Source organism: Rhizobium sp. Root149 (assembly GCF_001427345.1).
Taxonomy (GTDB): domain Bacteria; phylum Pseudomonadota; class Alphaproteobacteria; order Rhizobiales; family Rhizobiaceae; genus Neorhizobium; species Neorhizobium rhizoryzae.
The window spans coordinates 511,880-529,973 of the sequence record NZ_LMGD01000020.1 but is presented as its reverse complement, the minus strand read 5'-3'; the positions used below and the strand labels follow the sequence as shown (position 1 = coordinate 529,973).

Sequence of the window (18,094 nt, the reverse complement as noted above, 5' to 3'; positions counted from 1 at the left end):
AAGTCAATGAAGAGGCGAAATAAAAACCGTTACGCCTTACCGAATATGATACTTTTCCGAGGTTCCTCGCGAGTACCGTGCAATGGGCTTTGACGACAATCACTGATCATCCCTCGGATTCGGGCGGCGTTGATTTACATATATTGGAACAGTTTACTCGTATTTTAACTGATTAATTCATACAAATGCGTAGCCGGGGCGGATGGGGGCTACGGGATGGGGGCATGTCTTCGTACAATCTCAATCTAGGCCTGATAGATCGGTCCTGGCACAAAGGCTGCGCGCGCTGTCCAGCGCCGCACTTTTGACCAAGTTGGCGCGAGAGGGATACCGTTAACAAACTCTTATTTGCACATTGTTGAGGTTTCGGTCGGGAAGCCTAGGTTTCCTTGTCTGGACCGCCATCCGTGTGTGACGCGCGCGACCCTTGACCAAGATAACGCATTGCCAGGTACATTGATGGATAGTCAGGACATACACGATCCCACCACTCCGCAAGGGAGCCGAGTAGCAGCCTTCTTTGCGCGTTTCCGGTTCTACCTGACCTGGCTGGCCATGCTCATCGTTTTCGCGATGATGGCCGTTGCTGTCTATAAACTGACGAACGAAGTTCGCTATGATGAAGTCGTCGATGCGCTAACCGATACGACATGGACAGACATCGTGCTCGCGGTGATCTTCACGGCGCTCAGCTTCGTCTCTCTGATCTACTATGACCTCAATGCACTGGAGTATATCGGCAGGAAGCTGCGCATAGCGCCCGTGGCCGCAACGGCATTCACCGCCTATGCAATCGGCAACACAGCTGGCTTCGGCGCGTTGAGCGGCGGCGCAATTCGCTTCAGATCCTACAGCAGGCTTGGACTGACGCCAGAGGATGTGGCGCGGGTCATCGCCTTTGTGACCTTTGCATTCGGCCTTGGATTGCTGGCGGTCAGTTCGTTGACTGCATTGGTCACCGCACCTCGCCTGTCGGCGATCCTCGGCTTCGACCCCGTCTATGTCCGCGTGGGCGCCGTCGTTATTCTGCTGATGCTGGCATCACTCCTGTTTGTCGGGCGAAATGGCCGTCGCGTCCAAATCGCCGGCATCAGGCTTCGTCTGCCCGATACCCTGACCTCTTCGCGACAATTCCTGATTACGGCTTTCGATCTCGCAGTGTCCGCCTCTGCGCTCTATGTGCTGCTCCCCCCGACCACGATCGGCTGGCCATCTTTCTTCGCGATCTATTCGACGGCGGTTGGTCTCGGCGTCCTCAGCCACGTGCCGGCAGGCCTCGGCGTGTTCGAGGCGGTCATCATCGGCGCTCTGGGAAGCTCCATCAGCTTGGATCAATTGCTGGGTAGCCTGGTGCTCTACCGCATGGTCTATCACGTCCTGCCTTTGACGATCGCCATCGTCATGGTGGTCTTCTCGGAGGCGCGCGCGCTTGCCAAGCACCCGGTTGCGGGAGAAATTGGCAATGTTGCCGCACGCCTGTCCCCGCCTCTCCTGTCTGCATTCGCCCTGCTCCTAGGCACGATGCTGATCTTCTCCAGCGTCACCCCTACCCCCGATTCGGACCTGGAATTCCTGAAGAGACTGGTTCCTCTGCCGGTGGTCGAGGCTGCGCACTTCATCTCGAGCCTGCTGGGCCTTGCCCTCGTCATCACGTCGCGCGGACTGGCGCAACGTCTGGATGGCGCCTGGTGGGTCGCGCTGGTCGCGGGAACAATCGCTTTCCTGTTCTCCTTCATCCGGGCGCTGGCACTGGGAGAGGCAACGTTCCTCGCGATCTTCATCATCGCGATGCTGCTGAACGGAAAGCGATTTACGCGGCCCGCATCACTGTTCAATCAGGTTCTGAGTACGCCCTGGATCGTGACACTCGGCATCATTCTGGCCGGTGCGACGACAATCCTGTTCTTCGTGTATCGAGACGTGGATTATAGCAATCAGCTATGGTGGCAGTTCGAATTTTTCAGCGAGGCGCCGCGTGGTCTGCGCGCGCTTCTCGGCGTCAGCATCCTGTCCGGTGCAATTGCAATCTTCAGCCTCCTGCGACCGGCATTCGACCGGCCGGAAGAAGTCACCGCAGACGAAATCAGCAAGGCGGTCAGCATTGTTCAGGCACAGGACAGTGCCGATGCGAACCTCGTGCGCATGGGCGACAAGCACGTGATGTTCTCGGAGAGCGGGCGCAGTTTCATCATGTACGGAATCCAGGGTCGATCCTGGATTGCGCTCGGTGATCCCGTGGGGGACAAGGAAGAGACCGCCGAGATGATCTGGCGCTTTGTCGAACGCGCACGCGATGCGGGCGGTCGGGCTGTGCTGTACCAGGTCTCTCCTACGCTGCTTTCCTTTTGCGCCGATGCGGGTCTTCGCGCTTTCAAGCTTGGAGAGATGGCGCTCGTGAACATGTCGGGCTTTGACCTCAAGGGGGGGCGACTTGCGGGCCTTCGGCAGGCTCTGAACAAGGGCAAGCGTGATGGCATGGAATTTTCGATTGTCGAGGTCGAGGACGTGGCCGCGCTGATGCCCGAGCTCAAAGCCGTCTCGGATTCCTGGCTGTCACATCACCAGACGCGCGAGAAGGGCTTCTCGCTCGGCGCGTTCGACGAGGACTATGTCTCCTCCATGCCGGTCGCGACCATCCGCATGAACGAGAAGATCATAGCCTTTGCCACTGTCTTCCTGACACAAACAAAATCGGAAGCGAGCGTCGATCTCATGCGGTTCGCCCCCGAGGCGCCGCGGGGTGCCATGGACTTTTTGTTCGTGAGTTTGATCGAGCATCTGAAAAATGCCGATTATCAATGGTTCAACCTTGGCATGGCACCGCTCTCGGGCATGTCGCGACGGGAGGTCGCTCCGGTCTGGGACCGGATCGGAAGTACGCTATTTGAACACGGCGAACGCTTTTACAACTTCAAGGGATTGAGAGCGTTCAAATCGAAATTTCATCCCCGCTGGGAGCCGCGCTATTTTGCCGTGGCCGGGGGAACTGGAGCCGTGCTGGCTCTGATGGACGTGACGCTGCTGATCAGCGGAGGAGTGCGAGGCGTGGTCGGAAAATGAGATCTATCTTCAAGACAGTCGCCATCAGCACTTTGCTTCTGGCGCAAGGCATTACGGTTCCTGCACTGGCACAACGGGTCGAGGCCAAGTTCGATACCGGCATGATTCCCTCCCCTCACATCCTGATGCCCCAGGGAGAGGTCAAGGCGAGCATCTTTCTCCTGTCGGATGAGAATGGCTGGAACGCTGACGAAGACAAGCAGGCAGAGGCGCTGACCGAAAAGGGCGCCGTTGTCATCGGAATCGATCTGCCGACGTACATCACATCGCTGGGCAAGGATCCGGATGACTGCATTTACACGATTTCCGACATCGAATCGCTTGCCCAGCAGGTACAGCGCTCGCTCGGCAACGGCAGTTACCGGACACCCATCATTGCCGGGATCGGCGCCGGCGCGACTTACGTGCTGGGCATGATGTCACAAAGCCCTCCGGCCACGATCGGTGAAGCCGTTGCCGTCGATCCGGGTGCTGCGATTGCGCTTCCGAAGGTTCTCTGCACTCCGGCAGAAAAGAAGACCGTTGCAGGCGGCATTCAATATGGGCTGTCGGACGGATCACTGCCGGCGCCGACCAGCATATTCCTGACCAAATCGGCGACCGCAGATGGGACGGCGCATGCCCAGGCCCTGAAGAAGGAACAGCCTGATATCGACCTCGAACAATCTGACCGATCTGCACAGGAGACGCTGATCCAGGCGCTTTCCGACCGAATCGATGCAGCGAGCCAGGATAATTCTCCGCTCGGATTGCCACTCACGATCCTCGATACCAAGCCGACACTCAACACGATGGCAATCATCATTTCCGGCGACGGTGGCTGGCGCGATATCGATGCGGACCTTGGCGACGCTCTGCAGGAAGACGGGATCCCGGTCGTAGGGTTGGACGCTCTACGCTACTTCTGGAGCAAGAAGGACGCGGTCTCGACAGCGGCGGACCTGAGCCGCGTCATCCGCGCCTACCGCAAGCAGTGGGGCGTTCAGAACGTTCTCCTGATCGGATATTCCTTCGGGGCAGACCTTCTGCCTGCGACCTATAACCAGCTTCCGGAAGCCGACCGCAGCCGGGTTGCAATGCTGAGCCTGCTTGCTCTCTCGAATTCCGCAGAATTCGAAATCTCCGTTTCCGGCTGGCTTGGTGGATCCGGCAGCGGCGAAGGTGGAGATCCGACTGTGGACCTGCAAAAGATCGATCCCAAGAAGGTTCAATGCGTCTATGGCACGGAAGATGATGAAGATGCCTGCAAGGCGCTTGCGCCGCGTGGCATCGAAACCATTGGCATTGCAGGCGGTCATCACTTCGACGAGGATTATGAAGCGCTCGCCAAGAAGATTGTGGCATCCCTCAAGAAGCGCATCAATTCATGATGAGAACGCATCTTCCCCGCTGATTTTCATGCCGCACGGCACTTAACACTTGCCTTGCGGCGGAAAATCTTATGTAGCCAATCATCAAGAGTGATTAGGCGCGCACGCCGGGGGGCAGGTGCGCGATAAGGGACAAAGCGTCATGGAAATTTTTACCGCCGCTGGCCTGGCTGCCTTATTCCAGGTCATTGCGATCGATCTTGTGCTTGCGGGCGACAATGCCATCGTCATCGGGCTGGCTGCTGCAGGCCTTCCGGCCCACCAGCGCAACAAGGCAATTCTGGTCGGCATCATCGCAGCAACCGTGCTGCGTATCGGCTTCGCCACCATAACGGCCTACCTGCTGGGAATTGTTGGTCTTCAACTCCTGGGTGGACTGCTGCTCGCCTGGGTCTGCTGGAAAATGTGGGTTGAGCTACGCTCTGCCGATCACAATGCAGAAGACGCAATGACGGATGCGGATGCCGAGAAGACGAAGGTCGACAAGACGTTCGCACAGGCAGCGACCCAGATCGTCATCGCCGATGTTTCCATGTCGCTAGACAACGTGCTTGCGGTTGCGGGCGCGGCGCAGGACCACACCACCGTTCTGATCATCGGCCTGGTGGTTTCCATTGCTCTCATGGGCCTGGCGGCAAATCTGGTTGCGCGCATTCTCCACCGCTATCGCTGGATCGCCTATCTCGGCCTTGCCGTCATTGTCTATGTCACGGCAAACATGATCTATCATGGCAGCGTCGAAGTCTGGCCCTACATCCAGCAGTGGCTTGCCTGACCAACCTTGAAAGCGGGGAGCTATCCGGCTCCCCTCAAGGCATGTAAAATGACAGAGTCCAGCCAGCAAAGCGACGTCATCATCGTAGGCGGTGGCCCGGCAGGCCTCATGGCCGCGGAGGTACTCAGCCTCCGTGGCGTCAGCGTTTCGGTCTACGATTCCATGCCTACGTTTGCGCGCAAATTTCTGCTGGCAGGAAAATCGGGGCTCAACATCACGCATTCCGAAGACTACACCGTCTTCAGGCACCGCTTCGGAACATCAACTGAACGCCTTTCCACTGCCCTCGACGCGTTCACGCCGACAGATCTGCGAGGGTGGTGCAACGGCCTGGGAACGAAGACTTTCGTTGGAAGCTCTGGCCGGGTCTTTCCGGTTGCGATGAAAGCCTCACCTTTGCTCAGATCCTGGCTTGCACGCTTGCAGATGCAGGGCGTTCGCTTCCACAGCCGGCACAGGTTGATATCTCTTGAGGGGAGAACTGCAGTCTTCGATACGCCCAGTGGTGAAGTGCGCTCATCCGGCCGTGCAATGCTTCTTGCCATGGGCGGGGCAAGTTGGCCCCGACTTGGATCGGATGCGGCCTGGGTGCCCATGCTTGCCTCTCTGGGCGTTGAAATCCCGAAACTGCGCCCGGCCAACTGCGGTTTCGACGTGGCGTTCTCCGATTACTTCCTGGCGAAGTTCGCGGGAGAACCGCTTAAATCCGTCAGCATCACATCCCGCGCCGGCACGAGGCAGGGTGAATTCGTGATTTCGCGCCATGGCGTGGAAGGAAGCCTTGTCTACGCCCATGCTCAGGCTCTGCGGGACGATCTCGTGTCCATCGGTCGCGCGGAAATGGTTGTGGATCTCGCACCTGGCCGTAGCGAGGCGCAACTGACCACAGCCCTGGAGAGACAGCCGACGACGCAGAGCCTTTCAAACCGGCTCAGAAAGGCGGCAGGACTGTCTCCGGTAAAGATCGCTCTGTTGAGAGAGTGTGCGCCCGCCGATGCCTTCTCCAGCGCTGCGTCGCTATCCCGGCAGATCAAAAGCCTGCATATTCCGCTCGTTCGCCCGCGCCCAATCGAAGAGGCGATCTCTTCGGCAGGCGGAATTTCCTGGGCGGAGCTGGATGAGAATTTCATGCTGACGAAACAGCCTGGCCTGTTTGCCGCCGGCGAGATGATCGACTGGGAGGCTCCGACAGGCGGTTATTTGCTCACGGCCTGCCTGGCGACGGGAAAAGCGGCGGCGAACGGAATTCTGGATTATCTGAAGCCGGTACTCTGAAGCCGGTACTCTGGCCGGCGTCACATCTTGCAAAGCTGTCGATGTTACTGCCACAGCCAGATTGCCAGAACGAACGGGACGACTTCGCTTGCCAAAGCGGCAATCGTCAACAGGAACAGTCCTATGTTGGAAAGCCGTCGCTTGCGTTGCTGCGCGGGCGTTTCCTCGTCAGGCAGCGGCTCCACGTGACCGGGTGGATAAATCTCCACTTTTCCCCGTTCATCGTCCACCTGCATTCTCCAACCCCCGAATATATCCGCTACCTATCATGTCAGATCGGGCAGAACAACGAAGCGTGACGGGCATCGGCTACACGTACCAGATTCCATCTTTGATATCCGCGCTGACATTGGCGACGTTTTCGACGCTCTCGGCGAAATCCGCCAGAACGGACGCCTTGGTCGTACCGGCTTGCAACTGGCCAATCCAATAGGCCATGCCAGCCGCTTCGCCTGCCCGATGCAACACGTTCTGATAAAGCTTTGCGACATAATCAGTGTTTGAAACGGAACTGCCGTAAACTGACATGAATTCCGCCGAGGCGAGAAACCCGGTTGCCGCATCCTTCAATGTCTTGCCGCCGTCCAGCAGTTGGATCCAATAACCTAGACCAATCATATCCGGCTTTCGATCAAAGGCCGCCTGATAAAGCCGATAGGCCTGTCCGGCATTGCCTGCCGTATCAAGCGCAAGAGTGCCATCCGCGAAGGAGAGACGCTCAACGGCGATCAACTGGTCACGCCCGGTGCCGCTGGCGCTCAGCATCCATGCGCCGCCATCCTGAACAAGAGACACATCAGCACGTTTCAGTGCATAAACGACCGTATCGACGCCTGCTCCACCATTGAAGACATCATTGCCACCACCGGCAACAAAGCGGTTTGCCTTGTCGAGGTTATCGACGAAACTATCTGGCGTGTCGTATCCGGCGAACTGTCGAAGATAATCCACCAGTGTCGTCCCGTTTGCATCGCTGGAGGTAACAACGCCCCCGGACTTGACGAAATCGATAAGCTTTTGCGTGCCCAGAAGATGGGTTGCGGCAATCATTCCGGTTTTGGTGAGCGCAATACCGTTCAACGTCTGACCGGCGTAGAACTCCAGATCAAAATAGCGCACACGGCTCCAGAGCAGCGTGAACCAGGCGCCTGCCGCCTTGTCCTGCTCTGCGGGACTGCGTAGGAACTCAGCCAGCGAGCCGATGCCGTTCTTGCCGAGGAAACCTTTGCTGTAGATGTTATCGTAGACGTTGGAATCGCGGGGCGCGTAACCCAGATCGATCAGCGCGGCTTCGCCGAATTGATAAGCACCTGCATATCCAAAACGGTTGACGACGGAATAGTCGCCACCGGATTCCCGTGCGCGCAAAGCCGCAAAAAAATCGCTGTAGGAGCCTCGACTTGCCATGAACTCACTCTGGGACGGTACACCTGCCCGGAGTGTATCTGGATGTCATCAACATTCGGTTAGCCGCGCAAGATACAAGCGAGGCCGATAGAGAACCATTTATCAAAGTAATGAAGTTTAATGGTGCCCGGAGGCGGATTTGAACCACCGACACGCGGATTTTCAATCCGCTGCTCTACCAACTGAGCTATCCGGGCATCTGGGTTTTTACAAACCTTCAGGCTTCTCTCGAAGCCTCCGGGCGTTTCCCCCGGGAGCGAGCGGGGTTATAACATCTTGTTCGGACATGGCAAGCGGCTTTGCCAACTTTTTTGAACCTTCTGTGAAAAATAGTCCCTGCGCTGGTCCAAGAAATTGATTTCATTCGGTAATTTTGCCGTAACCTATCGCAGTCAGCGCTCTTCGCCATCCGCCTTTGCTTCATCGTCGGCCACAGGAATGGCATAGGAACCGTTCAGCCAACGCGAGAGGTCGAGCGTGCGGCATCGATCCGAGCAGAAGGGGTAATGATCGCGAACCGATGGCTTGCCGCATTCCGGACAAGGCCGCGCCTTGCGCAAGGGCTCAACCTTTGCGCCTGTCGTTTTCGAGGTATCGGTCATTTCAGTTCTCCGGCCACAATCCAGCCAGTTCGTAGCCTTCGCCATTCAGCAGCAAGGCTGTTTCGTAAAGCGGCAAGCCAACGACATTCGTATAGGAACCGACAAGCTTCTGGACAAAACTGCCGGCTATGCCCTGGATGGCATAGGCTCCCGCCTTGCCGCGCCACTGATCGGACGCGAGGTAGGCTTCAATTTCCCGCGTCGACAGCCGCTTGAAGCGCACCTTCGTCTCGACAACCTTCTGTCGAAACTGACCACCGGGCGTCACCAGGCAAATGCCTGTGTAAACCCAGTGCCCACGGCCAGAGAGAAGATGGAGTGCCGCCGAAGCCTCATCCATATATTCTGTCTTTCCGAGAATGCGGCGGCCAACGGCCACGACCGTATCGGCTGACAGGATATAGCTTTGCCGCCAGGCCAGATCATCCTTCACGGCTGCAAATGCCGCCTCCGCTTTTTCCAGCGACAGGCGGCGCGCAAGCGAACGCGGATGCTCCGACTTCTTGGGCGTCTCATCAATATCCATCGGCATCAGCCGGGATGGCTTGATCCCCACCTGGTTGAGAAGATCAAGGCGCCTGGGAGAACCCGAGGCGAGAATGAACTTTTGATCCAGCGGCATGGAGATCCTCGGACTAGCCTTCCGGGTAGAGACCCAGAGGTTCGCTTTCTACTTGAAGCGATAGGTGATGCGACCCTTGGTCAGGTCATAGGGGGTCATTTCCACCAGCACCTTGTCACCGGCCAGAACGCGGATGCGGTTCTTGCGCATACGACCTGCCGTATGCGCGATGATCTCATGCTCGTTTTCCAGCTTCACGCGGAATGTCGCGTTCGGCAGCAATTCGGTTACGATGCCCGGAAATTCGAGAACTTCTTCTTTCGCCATGGAGAGCTTTTCTTCCTGTGTTGTCCTGGATGTGCAGCCACAGTTTGGCCGCAGCTTTAAAATTGCGCGGAAACTACACGTTCGCCGCACGTTTGTGAACCTCGAAGGTAGGCGAATCTCGCAGCTTGCAAGGTCTTATGTCAGATGCCGTTCAGATTGTCTGGCGCCCCTGCAGCAGTGGCAGGGCGAAACGCGCCTCGATCCGTTTCAAAAGCTCATCGCGCACCCCGCGATAGGCATCCAGAATGCGCTCACGGGTGCCGGTCTCAAGCGTCGGATCCGCCGTCTGCCAATATTCAACATCAATTGCCTGGGCTCGTGTCGCTTCAAGAGCCCGATGATGGGCCTCAGGCGACAGCGTCACGATGATGTCGAAATAATCGTCTTCAAGCTCATCCAGCGTCTGCGGCGGATGTTTGGGCAGCGATAGGCCGATCTCCTCCAGTACGACATCGACGAACGGATCTGCCTCGCCTGCCTTTACGCCAGCCGATCTGACATAGATATCGGGAGGCAAGAGACGTTTTGCAATAGCCTCCGCCATGGGAGATCGGATCGCATTCATGCCGCACATGAACAGGATTGCGCCCGGGCGTTTGGATTGGCTCGACCCTGCGGTGGTCTCCATGCTCACCCCCGCCAATAGAGTACACAGACCAGCGTGAACAGACGCCGCGACGTGTCGAAATCCAAGAGGATCTTGCCCTTCAATCGGTCTTGCAGGATTTCAGAGCCTTCGTTGTGAATGCCCCGTCTTCCCATATCGATCGCTTCAATCTGTGACGGCGTGGAGCTTCGGATGGCTTCATAATAGCTTTCGCAGATCATGAAGTAGTCCTTGATGATCCGCCGCAGCGGCGTCAGCGAAAGGATATGCGTGGCAACCGCCTCCCCGCTTTCAGTCGAGATTGAAAAAACCAGTTTGGAATCCATCAGCGAAAGCTGAAGTCGGTAAGGACCACCAGCATGGCCAACGGGCTCGAATCGGTTTTCCTCGATCAGGTCAAAGATAGCGACGGCTCGTTCATGTTCGACATCCGGCGTCGATCGGCCGATGCTGTCGTCCAGCACCACGTCGAACAGCCGAAAGTCCCCATTTGCCATCAATCATCACCCCTGGTTCAGGCGAATAGAAACCGAACGGGCGTGCGCATCAAGCCCCTCTGATTGTGCAAGCGTGATGGCGGCCGGTCCAAGCTCTCGCAACTGTTCGGGACCCAGCCGAAGGATGGAGGTCCTTTTCACGAAATCCAGCACGGACAGGCCGGAGGAAAAGCGCGCAGAACGCGCAGTCGGCAGAACATGGTTCGAGCCGCCGACATAGTCGCCGATAACTTCCGGCGTGTGGCGGCCAACGAAAATAGCGCCTGCATTACGGATGCCGGCAAGCAGCTTGTCCGGATCGGCAACAGCAAGCTCCAGATGCTCCGCGGCGATGCGATTGGCGAGCGGCAATGCTGCCTGCAGATCGGGTACCTGGATAATCGCACCAAAATCGCGCCAGCTCAGGGCCGCGGTTTCGGAGCGGGAAAGCGTCTTCAACTGACGCTCGACGGCCTGCTCGACAGCAAGACCGAGTGCTCTGTCATCGGTAATGAGGATCGCCTGAGCGCCCGCGTCATGCTCGGCCTGGGCCAGAAGATCAGCCGCCAGCCAGTCCGGATTGTTTTCGCCATCGGCAATCACCAGCACCTCCGAAGGTCCGGCAATCATATCGATACCGACCGTGCCGAAGACCTGCCGCTTTGCTGCGGCGACATAGGCATTGCCGGGACCGACGATCTTGTAGACCGGCGCGATGGCTTGCGTTCCATAGGCAAGCGCTGCCACGGCCTGCGCACCGCCAATGCGATAGATCTCCGAGACACCGGCAATCCTGGCGGCAACCAGAACGGCGGGGTTGATCTCTCCGCCGGAGGCAGGGCAGACCATGACGACACGCTCGACACCGGCCACGCGCGCGGGAACCGCGTTCATGAGAACCGAACTCGGATAGCTTGCCGTACCGCCTGGAACGTAGAGACCTACCGCTTCGATGGCGGTCCAGCGCGACCCCAGACCAACGCCGAGTGCATCCTCGTAGATGTCGTCCTTCGGCATCTGGCGGGCGTGATGTTTCTCGATCCGATGGGCGGCAAGTTTCAGAGCCTCGATGACGGCATCATCGACTGCGGCGAAAGCGGCTTCAATCTCTGCGTCCGTTACCCGCAAACCCACCTGCTTAAGATCGACGCGATCAAAGCGGCTAGAATAGTCGATCAGGGCCTCATCGCCGCGAATGCGGACATCATCCACAATCGCCCGCACGGTCGCATTTACATCTTCCGAAACTTCGCGCTTCGTGGTCAAGAATGCCGCGAACCGCGCTTCAAAGTCCCCTGCCGTCTGATCCAGCCAGATTGCCACCGTTTCATCCCTCTATCATTCAGAACGAAAATGGCGAGGCCGCCGTCAGGCGTCGTGCTTCGGCCGGTTTTCCGTTCCCCAGACGCCACCGGTATCTGCCAGTTGCGCCTCAATACATTCCACATCCAGGCTGATCGCAGAGCCACCCGCCAAGGTCAACTCGATCGTGCCATCCGGCCCCTCATCCTTTCGAGAGAACCGTATCGCCAGAAGGGAGTAGACAGCCTGGTCGTCCCGCCGATCAATACCCAAAGTGCGCACCGCTTGCACGCGCTTGAAGCTCAAGGCAGCCTTGCGCCGCTCGTAACCTTCGCTCGCCCGCGCCGCCTTTTCCCACACAAAGCGGTTTACCACCAGAGAGAAATGGCCGCGTTTTCCGTGCCATTCGAGATCCGATGCCTTGAACACACTATCCTGCATATGGGCCGAGATGATTTGCAGATCTTCATCATCAAGCGCAAGCAGTTTCAGTTCTGTCATCTCTGCCATGGAGAGCCTCTTCATCGCGCCGAAACCGGCTTGTTCATCTGGCTCTGGAGATAGGATGAGCGGCGACAGGAAACAACCCGTCACCGCCGCAAGCTGTCACTCGCTGACGCGCTCCACGACCGCGCCGCAGCGGGTGAGCTTTTCTTCCAGCCGCTCGAAGCCGCGGTCCAGATGATAGACGCGGTTGACGATGGTTTCACCTTCGGCTGCCAGACCCGCGATAACAAGCGAGACGGAAGCGCGCAAATCCGTTGCCATGACCGGAGCGCCCTTCAGGCGCTGGACGCCTTCAACGCGCGCCATCTGACCGGAGAGCGAAATACGGGCGCCCAGACGTGCCAGTTCCTGCACATGCATGAAACGATTTTCGAAGATCGTTTCCGTAATGTGGGAAACGCCGCTGGAGCGTGTCATCAGCGCCATGAACTGCGCTTGAAGATCCGTCGGGAAGCCGGGGAAAGGTTCTGTCACGATATCGACGGGGTGAATGCCGTGGCCATTTCGTACCACGCGCAGGCCAGTTTCAGTTGCCGTGATTTCAGCCCCCGTCTGGCGCAGAACATCCAGCGCATTCTCCAGCAGGGCGGCGCTGGTGCCTTCGAGCGTCACATCACCGCCCGTCATGGCAACGGCCATGGCGTAGGTTCCGGTTTCGATGCGATCGGGCAGCACGCGGTGACGGGCGCCGGAGAGGTTCGTCACACCCTCGACCGTGATGGTCCGGGTGCCTGCGCCGGTAATTCTTGCGCCCATTGCATTCAGGCAGTTTGCAAGATCCTCGACCTCTGGCTCACGCGCAGCATTATCGATGATCGTGGTTCCCTTGGCCAGGGTCGCCGCCATCATCATGACGTGGGTTGCGCCGACAGAGACCTTGGGGAAAGTGTACTTTGCACCGACGAGCCCACCGGACGGCGCTGTCGCATTGACATAACCACCGTCGATTTCGATGTTGGCGCCAAGGGCCTGCAAGCCTTCGAGGAAAAGATCGACGGGGCGCGTTCCGATGGCGCAGCCACCCGGCAACGAGACGCGAGCCTTGCCTTCACGCGCAAGAAGCGGCCCGATGACCCAGAAGCTGGCCCGCATCTTCGACACGAGTTCGTAAGGTGCTGTGGTGTCTGCAATCGTGCGGCAGGTGAAATGGATGGTGCGGGAATAGCCATCCTCCTGCCGCTCGCGGCGACCGTTCACGGCAATATCGACACCGTGGTTGCCGAGGATACGCATCAGACCTTCGACATCTGCCAGATGCGGCACGTTTTCGAGCGTCAGCGTATCGCTTGTGAGGAGCGATGCGATCATCAACGGCAGCGCCGCATTCTTCGCGCCCGAAATGGGGATGATTCCATGCAGCCGATTGCCACCCGAAATTCTGATGCGATCCATTCAATCTTTACGGACAGCGAAGTCCGCCTTTCCTGTTGCGGGGTTTGGCAGTGGCCGCCTTTTGGGCCGTCCCGCCAATCCAAACCAAATCATCTTGCCTGCAAGTCGCGGCTCAGACCACTCTCCTGATCCGGTCCGTCTCGATGAATATCCAGTCTTAGAAGTGGGGCGTGCATAAACGAAATCGAGAAATCCTTCAATTCTTCGCTCGTCTCGGTAACAAGCCCGCGTCATTCAATCGTCTGATTGGTGCGGTTTTGCGGCAGGCAGTCCATCTGTCAGGTCGGCCTCTCCATCGCGGCGGGCGCGGGCCTGCTGTTTGCGACGTTGCAGATTTTCGCGCAGCTTCTGGGCTGCACGCGCACGCCGCAACTCCGCCTCTGTTGGCTGGCGGCGCTGCACGATTGAAGGGTCCGATTCGTTATTGTCGCTCATGCAGAACTCCATAGCCGATCGCGAAGGATTGCTGAAGAGGAACAGGTTTTAATGAGTTTTGGCAAATTTGTAGAAGTTGCGGCTTGCGCTGCCGGTCAAGCTATGGCAATAGGCCGCTCACTTGCAGCGCGGCAACACATCGACGCGCTCCTGCTGCAGTAGCTCAGTGGTAGAGCACTCCCTTGGTAAGGGAGAGGTCGGGAGTTCAATCCTCCTCTGCAGCACCATTCAACCGCTTGATTTACAAGACTTTTCTAAGCCATCCTCTCCTCATTCCCCGGAAGAAGAAGGCAGAACAAACCAAGATTTTTCGGAACAATCCGGGGAAATCCGGGGAACTGCGTTCTCCGCATGTTCTACGGCAGCCATTATAACTGAGGCTGCGAGGTGGTTAGCGAATCATCGGGATGAGGTTGAGGGGCCAATCATCCCGTTCCTCAAGGCTCGCTTCAACCTTACTGCACTTCAAGCAATCAATGTTGCCAAGCAATCACGGCTCAACCTTACAGGTGGCAGCCAATGATTCTGGATCAAGCCACGATTGCCATTCGCGTCCTGACCGCGTTCATAGAGTACAGGAAGGCTAAAGTCGCTAGCCTGACCATTTATGAGCTTTCCGCGACCACGCGGATCTCTAAGCTGCAGTTGCAGCCGGTCCTCTCCGCCCTCGTGACCGCAAAGCTTTTAGGCTTCACGAAAAATCCCCGGTCTGAGCAAACTCGTTATCAGCTGGCTGGAGGCGCATAACTGTGACCTCCATCACTGCTTCATCTGCTCTTTTGCGCACTCAGATTATGTCTAGTGCGCCACGTGATCCTTATCTTCAGCACGCTTTCGCAACTGGCGAAGCGCGCACAGCCCCGGCTTCGAAGGCGAGGCACGGCATACACAAGCATATCCAGCGGTTCATAGGTAACTCGCGCCGGTTTCACCCTTCATCGCCGGACCGTGAGAAGTCCCGGCGCAATAAGCGGAAATGGGGAGGCTCAAGCTGTCTGCCTGACTGGATGCGAGCAGATTACACGGAAGGTGAGCGTGCTGTCCTTGCCGTTATGGTTCAGGAAGTGAAAAAGAGCGGCCACTGTGACCTGCGCATCAATGCCATTGCGGCAATCGCTGGCGTCCACAGAACAACTGTCCAGAACGCTTTTCGCAAGGCCCGAAAACTCAACCACATTTCCGTGCAAGAGCGTCCTGGAGTGGCAGGTCAGCTGAGTTTGACCAACATTATTCGGATCGTTTGCGGCGCTTGGAAGAGTTGGCTGCGAAGGGTTGGTAGTGGGTTCAAAAAGCCGCATCCTTCTGAGATGAAGGTAGAGAATAGAAGCGGAACTTGGAGCAAGCAGGAACGTCCAAGGGCTTTTGAGGAAGTGAAGGCCATTCATTTGGTGAGCCATCATTTTGATGTGCGACAAAGTGGGGGAGCTTTTGCCCAAACAGATATCAACCAGCCCGCAACGCGGGCCAAGACGATGGAGTATAGGCGATGAAGGTAGGCGATTTAGTGCGGCTAAAGCTTGGTGGACCTCGTGGTGAGGTTAGCCATGTGTATGAGGCTGCAGGCTGTAATGCTGGCAAGGTGGAAGTACATTGGAATGAGGTACGAAGCGGCAGAACCTGCCATCTCTACGAAGTGCTGAGCCCGAAACTGTTGCGTGCGGCAACTTCAATGTAGCAACGCTATCCGATCCCGCCGGATAACCGGGGGTGGTAGTGAACTTTCGCCACTTTTTAGGGACCGGCGGGAGGTCCATCGCTCTATTTTTTTCTCAATTAGAAACTAAATTTGTTATTGAGAACAGATGCTTAGATATCGGACCCTTGTCCGAAGTTGTCTAAATTTACACGGAAAAATTTATTCGGCATAAAATCGCAATGCTGAACTTTTTCCGAAATCGACACGAAAAAAAGGCGCTGACCGATGCGCAGCTAGCCGATCTTCTCGGCACTGGCACGGCGACGGCTTCCGGGATTGCTGTTAGCGCCGAAACCGCGTTGCGCGCTCCACCGGTTGCGGCGGCGGTTCGCACGATTGCTGAAACAGCGGCGTCGATGCCTGCGAAAGTCGTTTCTGTTGAAGCCGATGGCCGGGAGGCTGATGCACCGGATCATCCGGCGAACTGGCTGCTTCGTAGCGAGGCGAACGACTGGACTTCCGGTTTCGAGTTGATCCGTCAGGTCATGGTGGATGCCCTCACCCGCGATGAAGGCGGGCTTGCATGGGTCAACTGGGTCAACGGTCAGCCGCGCGAAATCATCCGCTATCGCCCTGGATACATTCAGACGAACTATCCCGACGACACGCTCCAGCCTGAGTATCGTATCGGCGGTGTGGTTGTTAACTCGAACGCTATTGTTCACCTTCGTGGACCGTTCGAAAAGTCTCCCCTGTCCCTTTGTCGGGAAGCGATCGGCGTTGCTCTCGTCATGGAGAAGCACGCCGGTCGCCTGTTTGGTACCGCTGCACGCCCTGGTGGCGTGATCGAGCTTGAGAAAAACCTTGGCGACGAAGCTGCAAAGAAAATGCTCGCCGCTTGGCGGGTTGCCATGGAGGGTGCTGAGAACGGTGCAAAATCGGGCGTTCTGTGGGACGGTGCGAAGTGGAAGGCTATGACCTTTTCAAGTGTAGATGCTCAGTTCCAGCAACTGCGCATCTACCAGCTTCAGGAAATCGCCCGCGCATTCAACATTCCCGCCATCATGATTGGCGAAATGAGCCGCGCGACCTGGTCGAATTCTGCTGAAATGCAGCGCCTGTTCCTGATGCTCTGCCTCGAACCGTGGCTGAAGGCCCTGGAAAGCGCGTTGCGCCGTGCGCTGATATCCCGCGAAGATCGCCGTAAATTCGCCATCCGTTTTGACCGCGACGACTTCTCGAAGGTCGATCTTCAGGTTCTGGCGACGGCCATCAACAGCCTCATCTCCTCGCGCGTCATCAATCCGAATACCGGCCGCGAATGGCTCGATCTCGCGCCCTACGAAGGTGGCGAAACCTATGCAAACCCCAATACGGGTGCCAGCCAGCCGAACGCGCCTCAGCCAAACAGCAGACCGGACGGCGGGCAATCCCTCGATCCATCACAGGAAGATCCACAAAATGGACTTGAATGATATCCTGAAAAGCGCCGCCGATCAGAACGCGGGCCATCAATTCGAGCTTCTCGATCCTGTCGGCGGCAACCCGACAGGCTTGAAATTCACCATTGCAGGGCCTGATTCCGAGCGCGCGCGCAACGCAAATGCGAAGCTTGAGGCGGCGCTAACGAAGCTCACCAGCCGTAGCTCTGGCCGTGTCTCGACGGATGATCGCACCCGCCTCGTCATCGATTTCTTGTTTGACGTGACTGTTTCGTGGGACGTGAAACAAGGCGGCAAAAAGCTAGAACTTACCCGCGAGCACTTTGGTCGTGTGCTGGGTGCTGCATCCTGGGTGCGCGCTCAGGTCGACACCTTCGCCGCTGATCGCAGCCCGTACTACCGTGACGAGGTCGCTTGATGGAGCGGCTTTTTATCGAAACCAAGTTCGTTACCGATGATACGGGCGCTATTTCAGGCATCGCGTGGAAGTACAACGAGCCGGATCGCGTGGGCGATATGATAGCGCCTGGTACGCTCACAAAGGCCCGCTTCCCTATCCCGATGCTTGCCTTTCACGACATGAACGATCCTGTCGGCACTTGGGATACCGGCGAAGATCGTGATGGCGCTTTCCACGTCAAGGGGCGGCTTCAGATCGAAGATGTTGAGCGCGCCCGCGAGGTTCGCGCACTGGTCCGCTCTGGAGCAATCAAGGGCCTCAGCGTCGGCTTCATTACCGGGAAAGCCGAAAGCCGCAAGGGGGGCCGGTTGATCAAGTCCCTCGACCTTCTGGAAATTTCGCTTGTCACGTTCGGCATGCACCCCGGCGCGATTGTGACCTCTGCAAAATCGGCAACGAGCGCACTTCGCCTCGCGGCCGCTCTCAACCGCGCTACAGCGCAGATCGAAAGGAACTGAC

Annotated in this window: 20 protein-coding genes and 2 tRNA genes; 10 read left to right on the top strand and 12 right to left on the bottom strand. The window is 57.6% G+C overall.

What is annotated here, in order from left to right; translation table 11 throughout:
• Positions 1–459: 459 nt before the first annotated feature.
• From mprF to ASD54_RS14705, 4 genes are all read left to right on the top strand, one after another.
• Positions 460–3,060: a bifunctional lysylphosphatidylglycerol flippase/synthetase MprF gene (gene mprF, locus ASD54_RS14720; protein ID WP_082547220.1), complete on the top strand. Its 2,601-nt coding sequence runs from the start codon at positions 460–462 to the stop codon at positions 3,058–3,060.
• On the top strand, positions 3,057–4,430 hold the full coding sequence (locus tag ASD54_RS14715; protein ID WP_062555328.1) for an AcvB/VirJ family lysyl-phosphatidylglycerol hydrolase: 1,374 nt from the start codon (positions 3,057–3,059) through the stop codon (positions 4,428–4,430). The genes mprF and ASD54_RS14715 overlap by 4 nt, the downstream gene beginning before the upstream one ends.
• A 142-nt stretch (positions 4,431–4,572) precedes the next feature.
• Positions 4,573–5,205, top strand: coding sequence for a TerC family protein (locus tag ASD54_RS14710; protein WP_062555327.1), 633 nt, complete (start codon positions 4,573–4,575; stop codon positions 5,203–5,205).
• A 48-nt stretch (positions 5,206–5,253) separates the two neighbouring features.
• Positions 5,254–6,480, top strand: a complete 1,227-nt coding sequence (locus ASD54_RS14705) for a TIGR03862 family flavoprotein (protein WP_062555326.1) — start codon at positions 5,254–5,256, stop codon at positions 6,478–6,480.
• Between the two features lie 44 nt (positions 6,481–6,524).
• Here ASD54_RS14705 and ASD54_RS14700 read toward each other — a convergent pair whose 3' ends face one another.
• The 12 genes from ASD54_RS14700 to ASD54_RS14645 form a co-directional block, all read right to left on the bottom strand.
• The gene (locus tag ASD54_RS14700; protein WP_162249584.1) at positions 6,525–6,716 is read right to left on the bottom strand and encodes a hypothetical protein; all 192 of its coding nucleotides are present in this window, start codon (positions 6,714–6,716) and stop codon (positions 6,525–6,527) included.
• A 73-nt stretch (positions 6,717–6,789) separates the two neighbouring features.
• Positions 6,790–7,887 (bottom strand): DUF4214 domain-containing protein, encoded by a 1,098-nt coding sequence (locus ASD54_RS14695; RefSeq protein ID WP_062555324.1) that lies wholly within the window; start codon positions 7,885–7,887, stop codon positions 6,790–6,792.
• A 121-nt stretch (positions 7,888–8,008) separates the two neighbouring features.
• Positions 8,009–8,084: transfer RNA gene (locus tag ASD54_RS14690), tRNA-Phe, on the bottom strand.
• Between the two features lie 195 nt (positions 8,085–8,279).
• The gene (gene yacG, locus ASD54_RS14685) at positions 8,280–8,489 is read right to left on the bottom strand and encodes a DNA gyrase inhibitor YacG (RefSeq protein ID WP_062555323.1); all 210 of its coding nucleotides are present in this window, start codon (positions 8,487–8,489) and stop codon (positions 8,280–8,282) included.
• 1 nt (position 8,490) lies between these two features.
• Positions 8,491–9,111 (bottom strand): Maf-like protein, encoded by a 621-nt coding sequence (locus ASD54_RS14680; RefSeq protein WP_062555322.1) that lies wholly within the window; start codon positions 9,109–9,111, stop codon positions 8,491–8,493.
• 48 nt (positions 9,112–9,159) lie between these two features.
• A complete protein-coding gene (infA, locus tag ASD54_RS14675; protein WP_007759621.1) occupies positions 9,160–9,378 on the bottom strand; it encodes a translation initiation factor IF-1 in 219 nt (72 codons plus the stop codon).
• A 151-nt stretch (positions 9,379–9,529) separates the two neighbouring features.
• Complete coding sequence (locus ASD54_RS14670) at positions 9,530–10,006, bottom strand: low molecular weight phosphatase family protein (RefSeq protein WP_062555321.1); 477 nt, start codon at positions 10,004–10,006, stop codon at positions 9,530–9,532.
• A gap of 2 nt (positions 10,007–10,008) precedes the next feature.
• Positions 10,009–10,482: a UPF0262 family protein gene (locus ASD54_RS14665; protein ID WP_062555320.1), complete on the bottom strand. Its 474-nt coding sequence runs from the start codon at positions 10,480–10,482 to the stop codon at positions 10,009–10,011.
• 6 nt (positions 10,483–10,488) lie between these two features.
• Positions 10,489–11,784: a histidinol dehydrogenase gene (gene hisD / locus ASD54_RS14660; protein ID WP_062555319.1), complete on the bottom strand. Its 1,296-nt coding sequence runs from the start codon at positions 11,782–11,784 to the stop codon at positions 10,489–10,491.
• A gap of 45 nt (positions 11,785–11,829) precedes the next feature.
• Entirely contained in the window at positions 11,830–12,264 is a 435-nt protein-coding gene (locus tag ASD54_RS14655; RefSeq protein ID WP_062555493.1) for a DUF2948 family protein, read from the bottom strand.
• Positions 12,265–12,369: 105 nt separating this feature from the next.
• Positions 12,370–13,662 (bottom strand): UDP-N-acetylglucosamine 1-carboxyvinyltransferase, encoded by a 1,293-nt coding sequence (gene murA, locus ASD54_RS14650; protein ID WP_062555318.1) that lies wholly within the window; start codon positions 13,660–13,662, stop codon positions 12,370–12,372.
• A gap of 234 nt (positions 13,663–13,896) precedes the next feature.
• Positions 13,897–14,097: a hypothetical protein gene (locus ASD54_RS14645; protein WP_062555492.1), complete on the bottom strand. Its 201-nt coding sequence runs from the start codon at positions 14,095–14,097 to the stop codon at positions 13,897–13,899.
• A gap of 152 nt (positions 14,098–14,249) precedes the next feature.
• Between ASD54_RS14645 and ASD54_RS14640 the strand changes: the two genes are divergently transcribed.
• The 6 genes from ASD54_RS14640 to ASD54_RS14615 all read left to right on the top strand — a co-directional run bounded on the left by ASD54_RS14640 (position 14,250) and on the right by ASD54_RS14615 (position 18,093).
• Positions 14,250–14,324: transfer RNA gene (locus ASD54_RS14640), tRNA-Thr, on the top strand.
• Between the two features lie 292 nt (positions 14,325–14,616).
• Positions 14,617–14,844 (top strand): hypothetical protein, encoded by a 228-nt coding sequence (locus tag ASD54_RS14635; protein WP_062555317.1) that lies wholly within the window; start codon positions 14,617–14,619, stop codon positions 14,842–14,844.
• A gap of 2 nt (positions 14,845–14,846) precedes the next feature.
• Complete coding sequence (locus ASD54_RS14630) at positions 14,847–15,587, top strand: hypothetical protein (protein ID WP_156379228.1); 741 nt, start codon at positions 14,847–14,849, stop codon at positions 15,585–15,587.
• A gap of 385 nt (positions 15,588–15,972) precedes the next feature.
• Complete coding sequence (locus ASD54_RS14625) at positions 15,973–17,208, top strand: phage portal protein (protein ID WP_082547219.1); 1,236 nt, start codon at positions 15,973–15,975, stop codon at positions 17,206–17,208.
• Positions 17,195–17,593 (top strand): hypothetical protein, encoded by a 399-nt coding sequence (locus tag ASD54_RS14620; protein ID WP_062555315.1) that lies wholly within the window; start codon positions 17,195–17,197, stop codon positions 17,591–17,593. Before ASD54_RS14625 ends, ASD54_RS14620 begins: the two co-directional genes overlap by 14 nt.
• Positions 17,593–18,093, top strand: a complete 501-nt coding sequence (locus ASD54_RS14615; RefSeq protein ID WP_062555314.1) for an HK97 family phage prohead protease — start codon at positions 17,593–17,595, stop codon at positions 18,091–18,093. The genes ASD54_RS14620 and ASD54_RS14615 overlap by 1 nt, the downstream gene beginning before the upstream one ends.
• Position 18,094 lies beyond the last annotated feature (1 nt).